This window comes from Edwardsiella ictaluri ATCC 33202 (assembly GCF_000264785.1).
Taxonomy (GTDB): domain Bacteria; phylum Pseudomonadota; class Gammaproteobacteria; order Enterobacterales; family Enterobacteriaceae; genus Edwardsiella; species Edwardsiella ictaluri.
The window spans coordinates 71,476-90,189 of the sequence record NZ_AFJI01000047.1; the positions used below are offsets into that span (position 1 = coordinate 71,476).

Annotated in this window: 15 protein-coding genes and 1 pseudogene; all 16 read right to left on the reverse strand. The window is 59.2% G+C overall.

Annotated features, from left to right (window positions below; all coding sequences use genetic code 11):
* Position 1: 1 nt before the first annotated feature.
* The 16 genes and pseudogenes from EIEH_RS06150 to serC all read right to left on the reverse strand — a co-directional run bounded on the left by EIEH_RS06150 (position 2) and on the right by serC (position 18,464).
* The gene (locus EIEH_RS06150) at positions 2-1,372 is read right to left on the reverse strand and encodes an 8-oxoguanine deaminase (protein ID WP_015871729.1); all 1,371 of its coding nucleotides are present in this window, start codon (positions 1,370-1,372) and stop codon (positions 2-4) included.
* A 108-nt stretch (positions 1,373-1,480) separates the two neighbouring features.
* Complete coding sequence (locus tag EIEH_RS06155) at positions 1,481-2,887, reverse strand: nucleobase:cation symporter-2 family protein (protein ID WP_015871730.1); 1,407 nt, start codon at positions 2,885-2,887, stop codon at positions 1,481-1,483.
* 385 nt (positions 2,888-3,272) lie between these two features.
* Positions 3,273-4,166: a YcbJ family phosphotransferase gene (locus EIEH_RS06160; RefSeq protein WP_015871732.1), complete on the reverse strand. Its 894-nt coding sequence runs from the start codon at positions 4,164-4,166 to the stop codon at positions 3,273-3,275.
* 127 nt (positions 4,167-4,293) lie between these two features.
* Positions 4,294-5,055: a 3-deoxy-manno-octulosonate cytidylyltransferase gene (kdsB, locus tag EIEH_RS06165; RefSeq protein WP_015871733.1), complete on the reverse strand. Its 762-nt coding sequence runs from the start codon at positions 5,053-5,055 to the stop codon at positions 4,294-4,296.
* Positions 5,055-5,231, reverse strand: coding sequence for a Trm112 family protein (locus EIEH_RS17465; RefSeq protein WP_015871734.1), 177 nt, complete (start codon positions 5,229-5,231; stop codon positions 5,055-5,057). The genes kdsB and EIEH_RS17465 overlap by 1 nt, the downstream gene beginning before the upstream one ends.
* A gap of 294 nt (positions 5,232-5,525) precedes the next feature.
* Positions 5,526-5,735, reverse strand: coding sequence for a cold-shock protein (locus tag EIEH_RS06170; RefSeq protein WP_015871735.1), 210 nt, complete (start codon positions 5,733-5,735; stop codon positions 5,526-5,528).
* 218 nt (positions 5,736-5,953) lie between these two features.
* Positions 5,954-6,163, reverse strand: a complete 210-nt coding sequence (gene cspE, locus EIEH_RS06175) for a transcription antiterminator/RNA stability regulator CspE (RefSeq protein ID WP_005296986.1) — start codon at positions 6,161-6,163, stop codon at positions 5,954-5,956.
* A 315-nt stretch (positions 6,164-6,478) separates the two neighbouring features.
* Positions 6,479-7,474 (reverse strand): tetraacyldisaccharide 4'-kinase, encoded by a 996-nt coding sequence (gene lpxK / locus EIEH_RS06180; RefSeq protein ID WP_015871736.1) that lies wholly within the window; start codon positions 7,472-7,474, stop codon positions 6,479-6,481.
* On the reverse strand, positions 7,471-9,225 hold the full coding sequence (gene msbA / locus EIEH_RS06185) for a lipid A ABC transporter ATP-binding protein/permease MsbA (protein WP_015871737.1): 1,755 nt from the start codon (positions 9,223-9,225) through the stop codon (positions 7,471-7,473). Before msbA ends, lpxK begins: the two co-directional genes overlap by 4 nt.
* A 36-nt stretch (positions 9,226-9,261) precedes the next feature.
* Positions 9,262-11,526: a DNA internalization-related competence protein ComEC/Rec2 gene (locus EIEH_RS06190; RefSeq protein ID WP_015871738.1), complete on the reverse strand. Its 2,265-nt coding sequence runs from the start codon at positions 11,524-11,526 to the stop codon at positions 9,262-9,264.
* Positions 11,527-11,750: 224 nt separating this feature from the next.
* The gene (gene ihfB, locus EIEH_RS06195; protein ID WP_005287510.1) at positions 11,751-12,035 is read right to left on the reverse strand and encodes an integration host factor subunit beta; all 285 of its coding nucleotides are present in this window, start codon (positions 12,033-12,035) and stop codon (positions 11,751-11,753) included.
* Between the two features lie 87 nt (positions 12,036-12,122).
* Positions 12,123-13,796, reverse strand: coding sequence for a 30S ribosomal protein S1 (gene rpsA, locus EIEH_RS06200; RefSeq protein WP_015871739.1), 1,674 nt, complete (start codon positions 13,794-13,796; stop codon positions 12,123-12,125).
* Positions 13,797-14,023: 227 nt separating this feature from the next.
* The gene (gene cmk, locus EIEH_RS06205; RefSeq protein ID WP_015871740.1) at positions 14,024-14,701 is read right to left on the reverse strand and encodes a (d)CMP kinase; all 678 of its coding nucleotides are present in this window, start codon (positions 14,699-14,701) and stop codon (positions 14,024-14,026) included.
* 305 nt (positions 14,702-15,006) lie between these two features.
* Positions 15,007-16,293 (reverse strand): 3-phosphoshikimate 1-carboxyvinyltransferase, encoded by a 1,287-nt coding sequence (gene aroA / locus EIEH_RS06210; RefSeq protein WP_015871741.1) that lies wholly within the window; start codon positions 16,291-16,293, stop codon positions 15,007-15,009.
* Positions 16,294-16,451: 158 nt separating this feature from the next.
* A pseudogene (locus tag EIEH_RS17470) lies at positions 16,452-17,300 on the reverse strand (IS110 family RNA-guided transposase); the annotation flags it as partial.
* 72 nt (positions 17,301-17,372) lie between these two features.
* Positions 17,373-18,464, reverse strand: coding sequence for a 3-phosphoserine/phosphohydroxythreonine transaminase (gene serC, locus EIEH_RS06215; RefSeq protein ID WP_015871743.1), 1,092 nt, complete (start codon positions 18,462-18,464; stop codon positions 17,373-17,375).
* Positions 18,465-18,714 lie beyond the last annotated feature (250 nt).

Here is an 18,714-nt window from a genome sequence, read left to right on the forward strand (position 1 = left end):
ACTACAGCGGATCGGGGTGCAGCAGCAACGTGCTCAGGCGGTTATGCGTCGCGATCACCTGCGACAGATCGATCGTCTGCAGCTGACCGTCGCGGATCACCACCCGGCCATTGATCACGCTGAGAGCCACGTTGCCCGGATTGCAGAACACCAGCGCTGCCAGCGGATCGTGACGGGCGCCGGCGGTGCCCAGGCCGCGCAGATCAAAGGCGACAAAGTCCGCCGCCATGTCCGGCGCCAGCGCGCCGATGTCGTCACGGTTAAGGACCTGTGCCCCGCCCCGCGTCGCCAGCCACAGAGCCTCACGCGCGCTCATGGCCTGTGGCCCGCTGGCCACCCGCTGCAGCAGCATCGCCTGACGCGCCTCGGCCAGCAGGGAGCTGCCGTCGTTAGAAGCCGAACCATCCACGCCGATACCGACCGGCACCCCGGCATCCACCATCTGGCGGATCGGCGCGATCCCCGACGCCAGACGCATGTTGGAGCATGGGCAGTGGGCGACCCCGGTCTGGGTGCGGGCAAACAGATCGATCCCCTGCGCATCCAGCTTCACGCAGTGTGCATGCCAGACGTCCGGGCCAGTCCAGCCCAGATCGCGCACATACTCCGCCGGAGTCATACCAAAGTGGCGCTGACTGTAACTGACGTCATTATCATTCTCCGCCAGATGGGTATGCAGCGAGACCCCGTGCTGACGCGCCAGCTGCGCGCTCTTTTTCATCAGCTCCCGACTGACGGAAAAGGGGGAGCAAGGCGCCAGCGCGATCCGCAGCATGCTGAAGCGCGCCGCATCATGATAGGACTGGATCAGCCGCAGCGAATCCTCCAGAATCGCCTCCTCACGCTCTACCAGCGCATCGGGCGGCAGGCCACCGCGGCTGCGTCCCAGACTCATACTGCCGCGACAGGCGTGAAAGCGCATACCGATTTCACGCGCCGCATCGATGCTGTCATCCAGACGACAGCCGTTGGGAAACAGGTACAGGTGGTCGCTGGAGGTCGTGCAGCCGGAGAGCATCAGCTCCGCCATCGCCGTCTGGGCCGAGATATAAATCATCTCCGGCGTCAGACGTCCCCATACCGGGTACAGCGTCTCCAGCCATGAGAACAGCTCGGCGTCCTGAGCGCCAGGCAGCGCACGCGTCAGGGTCTGGAACATATGGTGATGGGTGTTGACCATCCCCGGGATCACCACGTGCCCGCGCAGATCCAGCTCCTCGTCGGCGCCGGCGGCCAGCAGCTCGCTGCCGCCGACCGCCACAATACGACATCCCTCCACCAGCATGCAGCCACCGCGGATCTCCCGGCGCCGGTCATCCATCGTGACCAGCAGATCGGCATTCTTAATCACCAGCGTCTTCTTCGTGTGCATCGCTTTCCCCTCTGCAGGCGAGCGCATCCGCTATGCGCCGCTCCGCGGCTGATTTAACGGTGCCATAGCCCCCAGCGGCGGTCTACGGCATCTGAACACCTGCGGCGGCTAAGAGGCCCGTGATGAGTCGGCCTGACGGGCCGCCCGCCGCTCGGCGCGCATCTTGACGACCCGCTCATCGCGCTGATAGCCGTTAAAGAACAGGTTCAGGGCGACGGCGCTGACGCTGGCCAGCAGGATACCGCTGTGCAGCAGCGGCTGCAGGGCGGGTGGAAGCTGGCTAAAGAAGTGGCTGGATACCGTCGGGATCATCCCGACCCCCAGGCTGATGGCGACGATATACAGATTAAACCGGTTATGGCTGAAATCCGTACGTGCCAGAATACGGATCCCAGTGGCCAATACCATGCCAAACATCACGATCCCGGCGCCGCCCAGCACAAACTGCGGCACAGAGGCCACGATCACCGACATCTTGGGGATCAGCCCGAACATCAGCAGGATGACGCCGGACATCACGCAAACCCAGCGGCTGGCAACCCCAGTCACGCTCACCAGACCGACGTTCTGCGAAAAGGAGGTGTGCGGAAAGCTGTTAAACATACCGCCGATAATGGTACCAATACCGTCCACCCGCAGGCCGCGTACGATATCGTGCTGCTTGGCCGGGCGGCCGACAATGTCACCCAGCGCCAGAAACATCCCCATTGACTCGATAAAGGTAATCAGCATCACCACCGTCAGCGTCACGATGGAGATTGGCTCGAAGGTGGGCCAGCCAAAGGCAAAGGGGTGGATCGGCGCGAACCAGGCAGCATCGCTCAGTCCGTCAAAGCTGACCTCTCCCAGCCACAGCGCCACCAGGAAACCAAAGACGATGCCCAGCAGTACCGAAATATTGCCGAGGAAGCCCTTGGCATAACGGGTCACCAGCAGAATAAACACCAGCACCAGCAGCGAGGTCCCCAGATACAGCGGACTGCCGTAGTCCGGATTCCCCTTGCCGCCTGCCGCCCAGTCGATCCCCACCTGCATAATGCTGATGCCGATAGAGGTGATCACTACCCCGGTCACTACGTTGGGAAACAGCGGCATCAGGCGTCCGACCAGCGGTACCAGCAGGGTCGCCAGAATCCCCGAGGCGATGGTCGCGCCAAAGATCCCGGTCAGGCCGATGGTGGGATCGGCGCCAATCGCCAGCATCGGCGTAACGGCAGCGAAGGTAACTGACATGATCACCGGCAGTCGAATACCGGCAAAGCGGCCGATCCCCAGACACTGCAGCAGGGTCACTACGCCGCAGCAAAACAGATCGGAGCTGATCAGAAAGGCGATTTGATCTTTGGGCAGGCCAAGGCTGCCACCGATCACCAGCGGCACCGCCACGGCGCCGGCATACATCACCAGTACATGCTGCAGTCCCAGAGTAAACAGCTGCGCGATAGGCAGCTTACGCTCAACTTCATCGACAGGCTGCGCAGCGCTTTCCGCTGGCGGATTCTTCATGACGCTCATGGACTCATCACTCCTTACGGCGCGACGGCGTCCGCCGTCGGCTACGATTCGAGAGGCATTCGCTTCCCCTGGCTCAGGTGCACGCCGTGATGGTGCGCCCCGATATCATGGCATCTGCCGCGCCCCGTACTCGTCGGACGCTGACGTTATCACCATGCACAGAGCATGCGCATTTGTCGTCTAAAACAGCATTCAGGATAAAATGAAACGAGAATTGAGGAAGGCGTCACATTTATTGCCGGCGGCAGTGGCGCGGCGCGGAGAGTGTGAGATTAAACGTTTGCGTCGCGCTATCAAAGTGGTAGACGACGTATCATTTTCAACGCGAGAGTGCATCAAAGTGATTGACGGCGCGGTGAATCCGCGCCGATGAACGAGAATAATATTACCCCAGCCACGGCAACAGCTGCGCCGCCGCCCGGGTGAGCACCGCCTGCTCCTGGACCCCCGTGTGCAGATAGCGGTTGGCCGCCTCCCACAACATATACAGCCAGCGACGCGCCATAAATGCCTCACTGACCGGCGCTTTGCGCAGATAGCAGCCCAGCAGATCTGTCGACATGTCGTCCTCACTCAGTCGAAACAGGTCGTACTCCCGCGGGGCCCACAGGATCATGCCGGGATTCAGCATGGCCAGCAGCTGATCGCTACGGCTCTCTTTCAGTACGCTACGCAGTGTCAGGTTACCATGCACCAGCACCGCACCGTCATCAAAGTCCTGGAACAGCGCAGCCAGCTGCGCCTGGCTGCGCACCAACGCCTGTCGCACAGGCATCGCTAACGACCCCATATGTGCTGCGTCCAGCAGCGAGCCGATCACCGTCACCCGCTGCTGATACCACTCAGCCCAGCCATTCTCCTGTACGCTATCGACGTTTCCCACGCAGCCATGGCTATCGATACGATGCCAGCTCAGCAGCCCCTCAACGATCTGCTCTTTCAGGCTCTCCCAGCGCGCTGGGCTGCGGGCGGGCGCCTCAGCGGCAACCCCGGACAGGCGCTCCATCAGCAGCACCTCTTGAAACGGACTCTGCTGTGTCACCAGTACGCCGAATACGGCGGGCAGGCGGACAGTTCCCTGACGGGCCAGCATCGAGAGCTTATAGGCCTCCTGCTGCGCCACGCCACCGCACAGGTAGCTTTTCGCCACCAGCGGAATAGCCGTACCCTGACGGGTATAGAGCGCATACAGACTAGCATAGGGTTGCTCGCTGATTTGCACCATGCGCCCCACTGGCTCACCCAGCGCTGCGCTTAACTCCGCTTTCAGTTGATCCATCCGTCATACCCTTTTCATCACCGGATTACTTTATCATGGGCGAGAATGCGCACCTCCACACGCGCTAAGATCAAAAAAAGCGTGCAATAGCACGCTTTCACTTCGACTCATATCACCACAAACGCGGTCAGTTCTGTCCCTGCGATGCCAGGATCGCCCGTACACAGTCCAGATCCTCTGGAGTGTCTACCCCGGTGCCCGGCGCCTGCAGCGCGACGTCCACGTGGATCTTCTCGCCGTACCACAGCACCCGCAACTGCTCCAGCATCTCAATCTGCTCAAGCTGGCTGGGCGCCCAGTTCACATAGCGGCGGATAAAACCGGCGCGATAGGCATAAATACCGATGTGACGCAGAAACGTTTGCCCGATCTGGCTCTGCGAGACAGCAAAGCGCTCGCGATCCCAGGGAATGGCAGCGCGAGAGAAATAGAGCGCATACCCCTGGCTGTCACGCACCACCTTCACCGCATTGGGGTTAAAGGCTTCAGCGGCGTCGTGGATCGGCACAGCCAGCGTCGCCATACCGGCGTCACAGCGTGCCAGGTTTTCAGCCACCTGACGAATAATCTGCGGCGGGATCAGCGGCTCATCACCCTGTACGTTGACGATGATGTCGTCATCAGCAAAGCCGCAGAGCTCAACCACCTCGGCCAGCCGTTCAGTCCCCGAATTATGGTCGGCGCGCGTCATACACACCTCGCCCCCCGCCTGCAGCACGGCGTGCTGTACATCAGGGTGATCGGTCGCCACAATGACCCGCTCCGCGCCGGAGGCCTGGGCCTGGGCCATCACATGTACCACCATGGGTTTACCGGCGATGTCCGCCAGCGGCTTCCCCGGCAGACGGGTCGATGCATATCGGGATGGGATAATAGCAATAAAACTCATCAATTCTCTTCCTGCGGCAAGGGTCGGGCCTCGCTTTCCAGCATCACGGGGATGCCGTCACGCAGCGGAAAGGCCAAACGGTCAATTTTACAGACGAGCTCCTGATGCTCCTGGTTAAAGGAGAGCTTTCCGTTACATACCGGGCAGGCAATTATCTCGAGTAAACGGTGATCCATGCGTAAAGGGTCCTACTGATTTTGCTATCCAAAAGTAGTGCTAGCATACCCCCTTCAGGGGAATTAATCATCCGCGGGCACAGCCCGGGTGTGCAGAATGCAACCCACCGGGCATCAGCGTGCAAAGGCGTGATTCACTATGATGCAAATCTGGGTACCACGCCATCTCAAAATCTGAAAACATGAAGTTGTTGACGAAAATCAGGTGAATAAATACGCGAATGAGCAAGGAAGAAAGGCGCTATCAGCGGCCAGCGTGGAAGCGTGTAGGGAAAACGCTGGCTGCACGGTACATCAGTAGGCGATGACATCTTCCGCCATCTGACTGCGGCGACCGCAAGGCGTCGAGAACTCGACCCGCTGCCCTTCGCGCAGCAGCTTATTGTGCGCGCTGGCAATACCGGTCCGGCTGACGTACAGATCATCACCGCCGTCCAGAGGAGAGATTACACCCAGACCCGCAGTCGGGTCATACCACTTCACGAAACCCATTTTTAATATCATTTTATTTATTCCTTCTTATCAGCACACCCGCTCGGACATATGCCCTCGGAGTGGTCATGCTCTGTCACGTTATCGTTATAAACCTCGTGAGCCTTGGTGAATTACAGATACAAAAAGCCCGCCGTAAAAGGCGGGCTTTCTTGATAGACAATGCACGTCACTGGCGAACACATCGCCGCGCTAACGATAAGCGCATTGTCACGCGTTATGCGATGTAATTACAGCGCAACAACGTTGGCGGCAGCCGGCCCGCGCGGGCTGTCCTGAATGGTGTACTCTACACGCTGGCCTTCAGCCAACGTTTTGAAACCGTCACCGGTGATGGCAGAGAAATGTACGAATACATCTTTACCGCCGTCATGCTGCTCGATAAAGCCGAAGCCTTTGCTTTCGTTGAACCACTTTACCTGACCAGTCTTCTTAGACATGTGAATTACCTTAAATTTTAACTGAAATTGCCCCATCGGGGGGGTTAGGCCGAATGCAGAAACTAACTTATGGGTGGCACTAAGAAGAGGGTTCTCGAACAAGCGGAATCACCAAGGATAACGTCTTAAAAGAGTAACAGCTTTATTCTCATGTCGTACATAAATCGGGTCTGTTTTACAGGCCGAGACCATTTACGCATAAACGCCGCGATTGAGCAAGCCGTTTTTTGCCTAAAAATTTCCCTTTTTAAATATTCACTACCTAAACGATCGGCGCCCCCGGGCAGCGGAGCCCGTCCGCCGCCGCGGACGGCCCTACCCGCGCGGCTGGGCTGCAACCAGCGCGGCGATGCGCGCCAGCAGGCGATCACCAGCCTCCGCGGGCAGCGTAGCGCTGACCGGCAAATACCACCAGTTATCTTGGGCAAAGGCACGGCATTTCACTGCATCTTTTTCGGTCATCAGCAACGGCTGCGCCTGCGGCGTCAGCGCCGCCAGCACCTGTGCCTGATACGCCTGATGGTCGGCAAAGGCATGGGTCGCCTGCAGCGGGATTCCCAGCTGGGTCAGAGTATGAAAAAAACGCGGTGGATGCCCTATTCCAGCCATGGCAACAACCGGCGTCACAAATTGCCCCGCCACACGCCGCTCTCCACTGCGCAGATTGACCAGCGTATGGCCAGTCAGCGCCATCGGGATCTCGCCGGTTCGGGGGAGGCCTCCGTTGACGATCACCGCATCGACGCTGCATAGCCGGGCAGCCCGCTCGCGCATCGGTCCGGCCGGCAGCCACCAGCCGTTACCAAAGCGGCGCTCGCCGTCGATCACTACCAGCTCCATATCGCGCGCCAGTGCATAGTGCTGCAGGCCATCGTCGGTGATCACCACGTCCAGCGGCTCCTGAGCCAGCAACGCCTGTACCGCTGCGCTACGCTGTGGTGCCACCGCGACCCGGGCGCCGGTGCGCTGGGCTATCAGCAGCGGCTCATCGCCACACTCCACGCTGCGGGTATCCGGTCCCAGCACCAATGGATAGCATGTGGCCCGGCCACCGTAGCCGCGCGATACCACGCCAACCCGGTAGCCACGTCGTTGCAGCTGCTCTACCAGCCAGATAACCAGCGGCGTCTTACCATTGCCACCGGCAGTCAGATTCCCCACTACCACCAGCGGCAGCGGCGCCCGCCAGACCCGGATCCAACCGCGGCGATAGGCCTGACGACGCAGCAGCGCCACCAGGCCATACAGCCAAGAGAGAGGCAGCAGCAGCAGATACAGCGGCGAGCGCCCAGACCAGATCCGCGCGATCATTGTCCGAACTGCATCCGGTAGAGCTGGGCGTAAACGCCATCGTTATCCAGCAATGTACGATGGTTGCCGCGCTCCACAATACAGCCGTCCTCCACCACCAGGATCTCGTCGGCACTCTCAATGGTCGAGAGGCGATGGGCGATCACCAGCGAGGTACGATTCTTCTGCAGCTCATCCAACGCCGCCTGAATCGCACGCTCTGATTCGGTATCCAGCGCCGAGGTCGCCTCATCGAGGAGCAGGATCGGGCAGTCACGCAGCAGCGCACGGGCAATGGCAATGCGCTGGCGCTGACCGCCGGATAACATCACACCGTTCTCCCCGATGATGGTATCCAGCCCCTGCGGCATTTTATCGATAAAGTCCATCGCATAGGCCAGGCGCGCCGCATGCGCAATCTCCTCGCGGGTGTAGGTATTATCACGCGCATAGGCGATGTTGTTGGCGATGGTATCGTTAAACAGGTGCACGCTCTGTGAAACCAGCGCCACCTGATCGCGCAGCGAACTCAGGGTATATTCACGCAGATCGTGTCCATCGATCAGAATCATCCCCTGCTGAATATCATAGAAACGTGTCAGCAGGTGCGCAATGGTCGACTTCCCGGAGCCGGAGCGGCCCACCAGTGCCACCGTCTTATTGGCCGGAATGGTCAGGCTGATGTCACGCAGCGCCGGCACATCCTTCCCCTGATAGGTAAAGGTCACCTGCTTGAAATGGATATCCCCTTTGGCGTGATCTGCCGTCAACACACGCTTGCCTTCATCCTTCTCCTGTTCCAAATCCAGAATGGCGAACAGGGTCTGGCAGGCCGCCATACCACGCTGGAACTGCGAATTGACGTTGGTCAGTGACTTCAACGGACGCATCAGGGCGATCATGGAAGAGAACACCACGGTGATGGTCCCGGCGGTCAGCGTATCCATCACGCTCGGGAAACTGGCGGCGTAGAGTACGAAAGCCAGCGAAAACGAAGCGATAAGCTGGATGATCGGGTCAGAGATCGACGACGCCGTCACCATCTTCATACTCTGCTGGCGCATGTGATTGCTAACCGTGTTGAAACGCTCGCTCTCTACCTTCTGCCCACCGAAGATCAGCACCTCTTTATGCCCCTTCAGCATCTGCTCTGCGCTGGCGGTCACCAGCCCCATGGAGCTCTGCATATTTTTACTGATGTTACGAAAGCGCTTGGAAACATAGCGGATAGCAAACGACACGATCGGCGCCAAAACGATCAGGATCACCGACAATTGCCAGCTGTAATAAAACATTAGGCAGAACAGCGCAATAATCGAGGCTCCTTCTCGTACGACCGTGATCAGCGCACCGGAGGAGGAAGAGGCCACCTGTTCGGAGTCATAGGTGATGCGCGACAGCAGCGTACCGGTCGACTGCTGGTCGAAGAACGAAACCGGCATCCCCATCATATGGGAAAACAGGCCGCGGCGCATATTCATTACCACCTTGCCGGAAACCCAGGAAACGCAGTAAGAGGAGACAAAGCCGGACAGTCCACGCAGCACCATTAGCCCAATAACGGCAAACGGCATCCACTTGAGGATGTCGGACCCCGTCTTACCAAACCCGTCGTCCAGCAGCGGCTTAAGCAACGACAGCATGTAGGCATCGCTGGCCGCGTTGATCACCAACGCCACCGACGCCACGATGAGCCCCGCTTTAAAGGGAGCGATCATCGGCCACAGCCGACGAAACGTCTGCCAGGTCGAGAGATCTTTATCATTCAGCATTTAATGAACCAGTTAGGAATGAAACAGCGGATTATTTTACCCGTTATGGCCGTCAACGCCAAACCAAGCATGATACCAATGCGGATCTATTTGCTGCCGCTGGGTGCTGGCCCGCCAGCCGGTGGCGGAAAAATCCACCCGAATCATCCCAGCGTGAGCAGTATCCCGCCAGGCGATACCCCGTAGGCCGTAACGCTGACGTACCGACGGCGCGGGAAAGCGCCAGGGGGAGTAGCGGGCGGCCGACGCCAGCGCCAGGGCGGGCTGCACTGCCTGCAGCAGCCCCTCGGTGGAGGAGCTGCGGCTACCGTGATGGGGAACCTGCATCACCTCGGCGTGCAGCTGCGTCCCCGCCGCCAGCAGCGCCCGCTCGCTGTCGGCCTCAATATCCCCCGTCAGCAGCAGCGCGCCCCCCGGCCCGCTGATGCGCACGACGCACGAGTCGTTGTTACGCGGGCGGGTCACCCCCCGCGGCGGCCAGAGGAAGTCGAGCCGTAGCCCCTGCCAGTAGGTATGCAGACCGCGCCGACACGGAAGATCGTCCGGCGCTGGCGAGGCGACCCAGGCCTGGGGGTAGGCCTGGCTCAGCGTCTGTCGCCCCCCCGCATGATCGCTGTCGGTATGGCTGATGATGATCCCGCTCAGCCAGAGCCCCTGCCAGCGAAGGTATGGCAACAAGACCTGCTGCGCCGCGTCGCCGCCCGGCCAGCGTCCACCGCTGTCATACAGCAGCGCCTGTCCGTTACGGCTGATCGCAATAGCCTGTCCATGCCCGACATCCATCATATCGACCCGCCACCCCTCGCCACTGCGGCGTCCATACAGCCCCCATCCGACGGCCAACAGTCCGCACAACAGAAACAGCCACAGATCGCGCCACCCCTGGCGAATCGACCACAGCAGAGCCAGCGCCAACACCAGCACGCTATAAACCAAGGCGAGCCCGCTCGGTGTCAGCCAGCCATCGGGCAAGCGACGCAGCAGCGCCAACAGCGCCTCCAGCAGCCACAGTGCCACACGCCATGCCCCCTCTCCCGCCAGCGATAAACCACTCAGCGTCAGCAGCAGCCCCGCCAGCGCCAGGGGCATGACACCCAGCGAGACCAGCGGTACCGCCACCAAATTAGCCAGCGGCGCTGTCCAGCTGATTCCGTGGAACAGCACCAGCTGCAGCGGCGACAACAGCAGCAGCAGTCCCAGCTGCAGGTGCAGTAATCGCAGCGGTGCACAGCAGGGCCTGCGTAGCCGATCCCCCAGCGGCTGCCAGGCGGACCAGAACAACAACAATGCTACCGCACTCACCGACAACCAAAAGCCCGACGATAGCAGCAGCAGCGGCTCGCTTAGCAGTCCCAGCGACAGGGCCAGCGTGAGCACATCGCGCAGCGTAGACTGACACCCGCGCCAGCGCCATAAGGCATACAGTGTCACCATCAGCGCAGCGCGCAGCGTCGGCGGCGGTATGCCCGCCAGCCAGGCATAGCCCCAGGCGGCCAGCACCGCCAGCGCCAAAGCCGGGCGCGGTGTCTGCCAATGCAACGGCAAAAGCAGAGCCAGAGCGCGCCAGACCCCGTGAGCCAGCACGGCGACCAAGGCAATATGCAGCCCAGAGATCGCCAGCAGATGCAGCGTCCCGCTCTGACGCAACAGCGTGCGTGATTCTGCCGTTATCTCTCCCCGCTCGCCGAACAGCAGCGCCAGCAGCAGCGGTCGTGCCGGGTGGTCGGCCAGATATTGGTCGGTCAGGTCGATGACCCGCTGGCGCAGCGTACGCCGGGGATCCAGCTGACGGTAGCCGCGCGGCGTCGCGCTCAGCACCACATTCTGAGACAGGTAATGGCGCTGGCGATCGAAACCCGCCGGGTTCAGGGTACCGTGCAGTGCTCGCGGCATCACATCCGCCTGCCAACGCTGCCCGGCCGCGAAAGGGAAGCGTAAGCTGTTCCAGTGCAGCAGCATACGAAACGGCGCTACCGCCCGTCCCCCCAGCCGGGTTACCCGCAGAATGACCGGTTGCCGCTGTGCGGCGATCGCCAGCGACGCCGACACCACCTGCCCCTCGATGGTCACAGCGCGATCGGCATAGACGAGCGGCTGCAGCGCTTGATGGCACCGCTCGCTGCCCCACAGCAGCCCCAGACACAGCAGCCCTATCCGCAGACTCAACCTACCGCGCCGCAGCAGACACAGCAGTGCCACCCCCAGCAGCAGCGCCGACGCGTGCCCCGACAGCAGCGTAGGCAGCCACAGCAGCGGCAGCATACCGCACGCCAGATAAGATAACGCTGTCGGTAGCCCCATTCGTACTCCACAGCAGGTTAAAGCGGGGAGTGTGCACGTAAAGGCGCTCTGGGTAATCCGGCAAGACACACGCCTGCGCAGCGGCGCGCAAAAAGCGTCATCGCCAATGCAAACCTACTCCGTTCACGGACGGGAGGGGAAAGAAATACGGGAGAAAGGACTGGCGCGGGATGGCAAAGAAAAATGGCGCCATTCGGCGCCATTTTAATCAATTCAATCCGCAGTCAAGCGTAGATGTTTGCCCGATCGCGCAACTCTTTACCCGGTTTAAAGTGGGGAACGTATTTACCTTCCAGCTCCACTTTCTCGCCGGTTTTCGGGTTACGACCGATGCGGGGAGCACGGTAGTGAAGTGAAAAACTGCCAAAACCACGGATCTCGATGCGTTCACCATCGGCTAGCGTAGCTGCCATATGTTCCAGCATCTCTTTTACCGCATCCTCAACGGCCTTAGCAGGCAGATGAGGCTGCTGACTGGCAAGTCTTTCAATGAGTTCTGACTTGGTCATATATCCTCCAAGCTGTGTCTCCCATTAAGGGAGAGCGCACGATGCAGCTTAACTACCGTTATAGGGCGGCTAACGCCGCCCTCATCATTATTCGCCTTTAGCAGCCTTGAATGCTTCAGCCATAGCGTTATTAGAGAAGTTTACATCATCCTGGCTGTTTACGGCAGCCATTGCATCTTTCTCTTCCGCTTCGTCTTTAGCACGAACAGACAGGCTTACAACGCGATTTTTACGATCAACGCCAGTGAACTTGGCTTCAACTTCGTCGCCTACGTTCAGAACCAGAGTCGCATCTTCAACGCGGTCGCGAGAGGCTTCAGAAGCACGCAGATAGCCTTCTACGCCATCAGCTAATTCAACTGTAGCACCTTTTGCGTCAACAGCGGTGACTTTACCAGTAACAATTGCACCTTTCTTGTTCAGAGAGATGTAGTTGTTGAACGGATCTTCCGCCAGCTGTTTAACGCCCAGGGAGATGCGCTCACGCTCTGCGTCAACCTGCAGAACGACAGCGGCGATTTCGTCACCTTTCTTGTATTCGCGAACGGCTTCTTCGCCGGCAACGTTCCAAGAGATGTCAGACAGGTGCACCAGACCGTCGATGCCGCCTTCCAGGCCGATGAAGATACCGAAGTCAGTGATTGACTTGATCTTGCCTTCAACGCGATCGCCCTTGTTGTGGGTTTCAGCGAACTGCTGCCACGGGTTGGATTTGCACTGCTTCAGACCCAGGGAGATACGGCGACGCTCTTCGTCGATATCCAGAACCATAACTTCCACAACATCACCAACGTTAACAACTTTGGACGGATGGATGTTCTTGTTGGTCCAATCCATTTCGGATACGTGAACCAGGCCTTCAACGCCTTCTTCGATTTCAACGAAGCAGCCGTAGTCGGTCAGGTTGGTCACGCGACCGGTCAGTTTGGTACCTTCCGGATAGCGCTTGGCGATAGCGACCCACGGATCTTCGCCCAGCTGCTTCAGACCCAGGGATACACGGGTACGCTCGCGGTCGAACTTCAGCACCTTAACGGTGATTTCATCGCCAACGTTGACGATTTCGCTCGGATGCTTAACGCGTTTCCAAGCCATGTCAGTGATGTGCAGCAGGCCGTCAACGCCGCCCAGATCAACGAATGCACCGTAGTCAGTGAGGTTCTTAACGATACCTTTAACTTCCATGCCTTCCTGCAGGTTTTCCAGCAGCTGATCGCGTTCTGCGCTGTTTTCAGACTCGATGACAGCACGACGAGAAACTACAACGTTGTTGCGCTTCTGGTCCAGCTTGATAACTTTAAACTCAAGCTCTTTGCCTTCCAGGTGCAGAGTGTCACGCACCGGACGTACGTCTACCAGGGAGCCCGGCAGGAACGCGCGGATACCGTTCAGCTCTACCGTGAAGCCACCCTTCACTTTACCATTGATAACACCGGTAACAGTTGCAGCGTCTTCGTAAGCTTTTTCCAGCATCAGCCAAGCTTCGTGACGCTTAGCTTTTTCGCGGGACAGCTGAGTTTCACCGAAGCCGTCTTCTACTGCATCCAGAGCCACATCAACTTCGTCACCTACCGAGATTTCCAGTTCGCCCTGAGCGTTTTTGAACTGCTCGGCCGGAATGGCAGACTCAGACTTCAGACCGGCGTCAACCAGTACCACGTCTTTGTCGATAGCAACAACAACGCCACGAACGATGGAACCCGGACGGGTTTCGATTTCTTTCAGGGATTCTTCAAAGAGTTGAGCAAAAGATTCAGTCATGTTGATAATCTTCAGGATTCTTTAATTGAACGTCCATCTAGCATCCGGCCAGACGGGGTTGTTTAACATACCTCAGCTGCATTCCATCGCGGCGAGGGGTACTAATTATACAACGTTTCTCACGGCTAAACGAACTAATTTATCAATAACAACAATAGACAACACGTAAAAATAATAACGCACTGCCCCGTTGACTGCGGCGATGCCGCACCGCCGTGAATACCCGCTTACACCAGTGTCTGGCGCGCATGGGCCAATGCCTGCGCGATAACCTGCTCGATAGACAGGCTCGTCGAGTCGAGTTGCAGCGCCCCCACGGCCGGGACTAATGGCGCCACAGCCCGGTTGCGATCGCGAAAATCGCGCTCTTTAATTTCGGCTAAAAGACTTTCGAAGTTAACATCAAAACCCTTTCCCTGCAACTGTAACATGCGACGGTGAGCACGCTCTTCCGCGCTGGCATCCAGAAAAATTTTCACCGGTGCATCGGGAAATACCACCGTCCCCATATCTCGGCCGTCGGCGATCAGCCCCGGTGCCTCGCGAAATGCGCGCTGACGCCGCAGCAGCGCCTCGCGCACCCGGGGAAAGGCCGCCGCGCGCGACGCAGTGTTGCCGACGGTTTCCGTGCGGATCGCCGTACTGACATCCTCCCCTTCCAGGATCACCCGCAGATCGCCCTCGGCGGCGTCAAAGCGCACATCCAGGTGCGCCGCCAGCGGAACCAACGCCTCTTCTGAATCGATATTAACCTGATGGTGCAGCGCCGCCAGCGCCAGCACGCGGTAAATCGCACCGGAGTCGAGTAAATGCCAGCCAAGGGCCTGTGCCAGCGCCTTGCACAGCGTTCCTTTACCTGCGCCGCTGGGCCCATCTACGGTAATGACCGGGACTATCGCCGTCATTGTTGTCTCCTCTCTATTGGAACCTCCGACCCTGTGGATCGGAAAAACATGTTGGGGAATAGCGGCCTCGCTGGACCCGCGCCATTCCCCAACACGCTCAGCGACAGGCGTGGAATACGCCGGTATTATACGCTGTCACCGGGCGAACTGTTACCCTTGAAGGTGAGGGTTGCGGGAAAACTGACGGCGAAAGCCGCAGAGCGGACGAACCCCAAACGATTGCCTGCACTGCAGGGCGGTGCAATCGGATAGCAAAAAGCCGGCGTACGTCTACGCCGGCTTTACAGATAAAATCCTAATGCGGCTTAGCGCGGATGGCACAGCGCGGAGAACTGGCGAAAGTAATCGGGAAAGGTTTTTGCGGTACAACCGGGGTCACAGATGGTCACCGGCGTGCCCGACAACGCCACCAGTGAAAAACACATGGCCATGCGGTGATCGTTGTAGGTGGCAATCTGCGCCGCCTGCAGCTGCGCGGGCGGCTCAATGCGCAGAAAGTCCGTCCCCTCCTCGACCACAGCACCCACCTTACGCAGCTCACTGGCCATTGCCGCCAGGCGATCGGTCTCCTTGACACGCCAATTGTAAATATTGCGCAGAGTCGTCGGCCCTTTGGCAAACAGCGCGGTGGTGGCGATGGTCATCGCCGCATCGGGGATCGCATTCATATCCATATCGATGCCGTGCAGGCTATCCCGGGTGCAGGCGATATAGTCATTCCCCCATTCGACCTGCGCCCCCATTTTTTCCAGCACATCGGCAAAGTGAATATCCCCCTGCATGCTGTGGCGCCCAATTCCGGTCACCCGGACGGTACCGCCGGCGATCGCTGCGCCGGCCAGAAAGTACGACGCCGAGGATGCATCTCCTTCGACCAGATAGTCGCTCGGAGCCTGATAGACCTGCCCCCCCCGCACCACGAAATGGCGATACGCGTGATTCTCCACCTCCACGCCGAACGCCCGCATCATCGCCAGCGTAATGGCGATATAGGGCTTGGAAACCAGCTCTCCCAGAATGGTGATACGGGTCTCCTCTGCCGCCATCGGCGCCGCCATCAGCAGCGCGGTCAGAAACTGGCTGGAGACCGAGCCGTCAACGCTGATCTCTCCGCCGTTAAAACCGCCGTGCAGACGTACGGGCGGATAGCCATCGCTCTCCAGATAGTCAACCTGCGCACCGCCCTGACGCAGGGCGGTCACCAGATGCGCGATCGGACGCTCCTTCATGCGCGGCTCCCCGGTCAGGATCACATCGCGTAGCCCCAGGCTGAGCGCCGCCGCCAGCGGGCGCATCGCCGTGCCGGCATTGCCCAGAAACAGCGTCAGCGCGCCGTGGGCGCTCAGCGTCCCCCCGAGTCCCTGCACCTCGCAGCGGGTGCGGCAGTCCGACAGCTGATAGCGCACGCCCAGCGCCTTAAGGGCATCGAGCATGTAGCGCACATCGTCGCTGTCGAGCAGGTTATGCAGCCGCGTTACGCCGCGGGCCTGCGCTGCCAGGAGCAGGGCGCGGTTGGAAACGCTTTTCGAGCCGGGCAGATTAATCTCGCCGCTAAAGCGGCGCACGGGTTGTAACGTCAGGGCGGACGACATGCTAAATCACTCCTGCTGGGCAAACAGCGCTGCCATCATGGCCGCGCTTCCTGTTAAGGGTATTTTTGTACCGTTTTTGTTGAACGCTGTCACTATGCGACGCCCCACCAGCGCCTTCTCTACAGAGATACCAATAAATCTATGCCCCCCATTTTTATATCACCCCACCGGCTGATGCCCGCCAACGTCGATTTACCGCCCGTGCCGTATTGCTGGGGAACAACTCCAGTGGAAGCAGCAAAATGCCTGCTGTATGAAAATTGTTTGCCGTCGCCGGGCTGGGGCGAGAGCAGGCGGGCCGTAATCAAACCAACACCGGGTATTATCATGATGCGTTGAATGGCATCATCAGCTTTGATTGACTGGTTTAATTCTGACTCCAGCGTTGTTATTGGCTCAACAAGGCAAGGCAAAGTAAAGAGAGTGAGTATGCAACTTCACCAGCAGACGGTTACGGTATCCGGGGAGTCCATATTCGGCCAGAACCAGAGACAGCCGTTTTATTACTGCATCACCGATGGGCAGACTGATCCCAAACTCTGATAAAAAACGTGGACTTGGTTGGCCGTTTTCACCTTGCCTCTGATAAGTGGTTCTCGAACCCGATGTAGCACTCGCAGCGCCTGCTGATCTTCTGCTGTGGGCTGGGCAAAACGCATTGCGGGGCAGGATCCAGCCTCACATATTGCTTCAGCGTCGACAAAAGCATTTTCATTACTTTTGGCAAACGGACGCACGAGTTGCGAGGGCGATAAGTTTTACCTTATGGCCGATATCGCTGATGCGGTATACCATAAAATGAGCACCGGCACAGGCCTCCATGGCAACAACTGAGGGCAGGCACGCTGCCCGAAACTGCATTAGCGTTGTGCGCGTAAACTTTTTACGCAGAAGTGCGTCACCTGACTTATTCGGCAATGAATACGGAAAGAAGGTTTATCGGGATCATACCAATAAGCACAGTATTTCCCACGATGGCCTCTCCTAAAAGAAAAACACCCTGCCAGCGCACCGCTGGCAGGGTGGGGTTACCATCTCATTAACCCTGCAGATGCGGGACCTGCGTCACGCGGAGAAAATCAACCGTGACGGCGGGCGAAATCTGCCATAAACGCCACCAGCGCCTGCACCCCAGCCAGCGGCATGGCGTTATAGATGGAGGCACGCATACCACCGGCGACCTTATGCCCTTTCAGCGCATGCAGCCCGGCCTTTCGCGCCTCATCCCAAAACAGTGGATCCAGCGCGCTGTCCACCATCTGGAACGGAACGTTCATCCGCGAACGGTTGGCGGGCGCCACATCGTTGCGGTAAAACTCGCCGCCGTCGATCGCCTGATACAGCAGGTCGGCCTTGGCCTGATTACGGCGCGCCATTTCGCTCACCCCCCCCTGCTCTTTAAGCCACTTGAAGACCATTCCCGACAGATACCAGGCAAAGGTCGGCGGCGTGTTGAACATGGAGTCACTTTCCACCAATACCTGATAATCTAAAATCGACGGGATCTCCCTACGCGCGCGCCCCAGCAGGTCCTCCCGCACGATCACCAGCGTGATCCCCGCAGGCCCGACGTTCTTCTGGGCACCGGCGTAGATAAGCCCATAGCGACTCACGTCGATAGGGCGTGAGAGAATGGTCGAAGACATATCGGCCACCACCACCCGATCGCCAAAGTCAGGCTCCTCATCGATCGTGACGCCGTCGATCGTTTCATTCGGGCAGTAGTGCAGATAGGCGCTCTCTTCCAACAGATCCCACTGCGCCATGGGCTTCATCGACAGCTTACCGTCCACGCGCTGGGCGATATCGATAGCATGGGGATTGCAGTACCGCTGCGCCTCTTTTGCCGCGCTCTGCGCCCAGTAGCCGCCGACGGCATAGTCGGCCCGGGCCGTCCGCTCAGAACCCAGCAGGTTAAGTGGTACCGCGGCAAACTGACCGCGGGCACCGCCGTGACAGAACAGGATGCGGTAATCCGCCGGCACCTTGAGTAAATCGCGCAGATCCTGCTCAGCCTCGGCGGCCACTTGCATAAACGCCTCCCCCCGATGGCTGATCTCCATTACCGAGGTCCCCAGTCCATGCCAGTTACACAGCTCCTGTTCGGCCCGACGCAGTACTTCTACCGGCAGCATCGCTGGTCCGGCGCAGAAATTATAAACCTGAGTCATGTCACTCACCGCTCTCGCTAAATTGCACCCGTAGGTGTTTGGTTGACAGGCCCTTGGTTGTATCACCGCTGAACAGACACCGCAACGGTTATCACCTGCCGTGCCCATGCCGCCGTCGGCCATGGCCCCAAGAGGACGCAGCACCGCTGTCATAAGCGTCGCCAACACGGAAGATTCGACGGAGAAAGATGCAGGATGGCGCCCTAGGACGCCATCGGGTGGTCGGCGGGAAACGGGGGACGTATGCCCC

What these genes read in the sequence shown, in the direction of transcription:
- EIEH_RS06150 (WP_015871729.1), bottom strand. Translation starts at nt 1,372, where the DNA reads ATGCACACGAAGAAGACGCTGGTGATTAAGAATGCCGATCTGCTGGTC.
- EIEH_RS06155 (WP_015871730.1), bottom strand. Translation starts at nt 2,887, where the DNA reads ATGAGCGTCATGAAGAATCCGCCAGCGGAAAGCGCTGCGCAGCCTGTC.
- EIEH_RS06160 (WP_015871732.1), bottom strand. Translation starts at nt 4,166, where the DNA reads ATGGATCAACTGAAAGCGGAGTTAAGCGCAGCGCTGGGTGAGCCAGTG.
- kdsB (WP_015871733.1), bottom strand. Translation starts at nt 5,055, where the DNA reads ATGAGTTTTATTGCTATTATCCCATCCCGATATGCATCGACCCGTCTG.
- EIEH_RS17465 (WP_015871734.1), bottom strand. Translation starts at nt 5,231, where the DNA reads ATGGATCACCGTTTACTCGAGATAATTGCCTGCCCGGTATGTAACGGA.
- EIEH_RS06170 (WP_015871735.1), bottom strand. Translation starts at nt 5,735, where the DNA reads ATGATATTAAAAATGGGTTTCGTGAAGTGGTATGACCCGACTGCGGGT.
- cspE (WP_005296986.1), bottom strand. Translation starts at nt 6,163, where the DNA reads ATGTCTAAGAAGACTGGTCAGGTAAAGTGGTTCAACGAAAGCAAAGGC.
- lpxK (WP_015871736.1), bottom strand. Translation starts at nt 7,474, where the DNA reads ATGATCGCGCGGATCTGGTCTGGGCGCTCGCCGCTGTATCTGCTGCTG.
- msbA (WP_015871737.1), bottom strand. Translation starts at nt 9,225, where the DNA reads ATGCTGAATGATAAAGATCTCTCGACCTGGCAGACGTTTCGTCGGCTG.
- EIEH_RS06190 (WP_015871738.1), bottom strand. Translation starts at nt 11,526, where the DNA reads ATGGGGCTACCGACAGCGTTATCTTATCTGGCGTGCGGTATGCTGCCG.
- ihfB (WP_005287510.1), bottom strand. Translation starts at nt 12,035, where the DNA reads ATGACCAAGTCAGAACTCATTGAAAGACTTGCCAGTCAGCAGCCTCAT.
- rpsA (WP_015871739.1), bottom strand. Translation starts at nt 13,796, where the DNA reads ATGACTGAATCTTTTGCTCAACTCTTTGAAGAATCCCTGAAAGAAATC.
- cmk (WP_015871740.1), bottom strand. Translation starts at nt 14,701, where the DNA reads ATGACGGCGATAGTCCCGGTCATTACCGTAGATGGGCCCAGCGGCGCA.
- aroA (WP_015871741.1), bottom strand. Translation starts at nt 16,293, where the DNA reads ATGTCGTCCGCCCTGACGTTACAACCCGTGCGCCGCTTTAGCGGCGAG.
- serC (WP_015871743.1), bottom strand. Translation starts at nt 18,464, where the DNA reads ATGACTCAGGTTTATAATTTCTGCGCCGGACCAGCGATGCTGCCGGTA.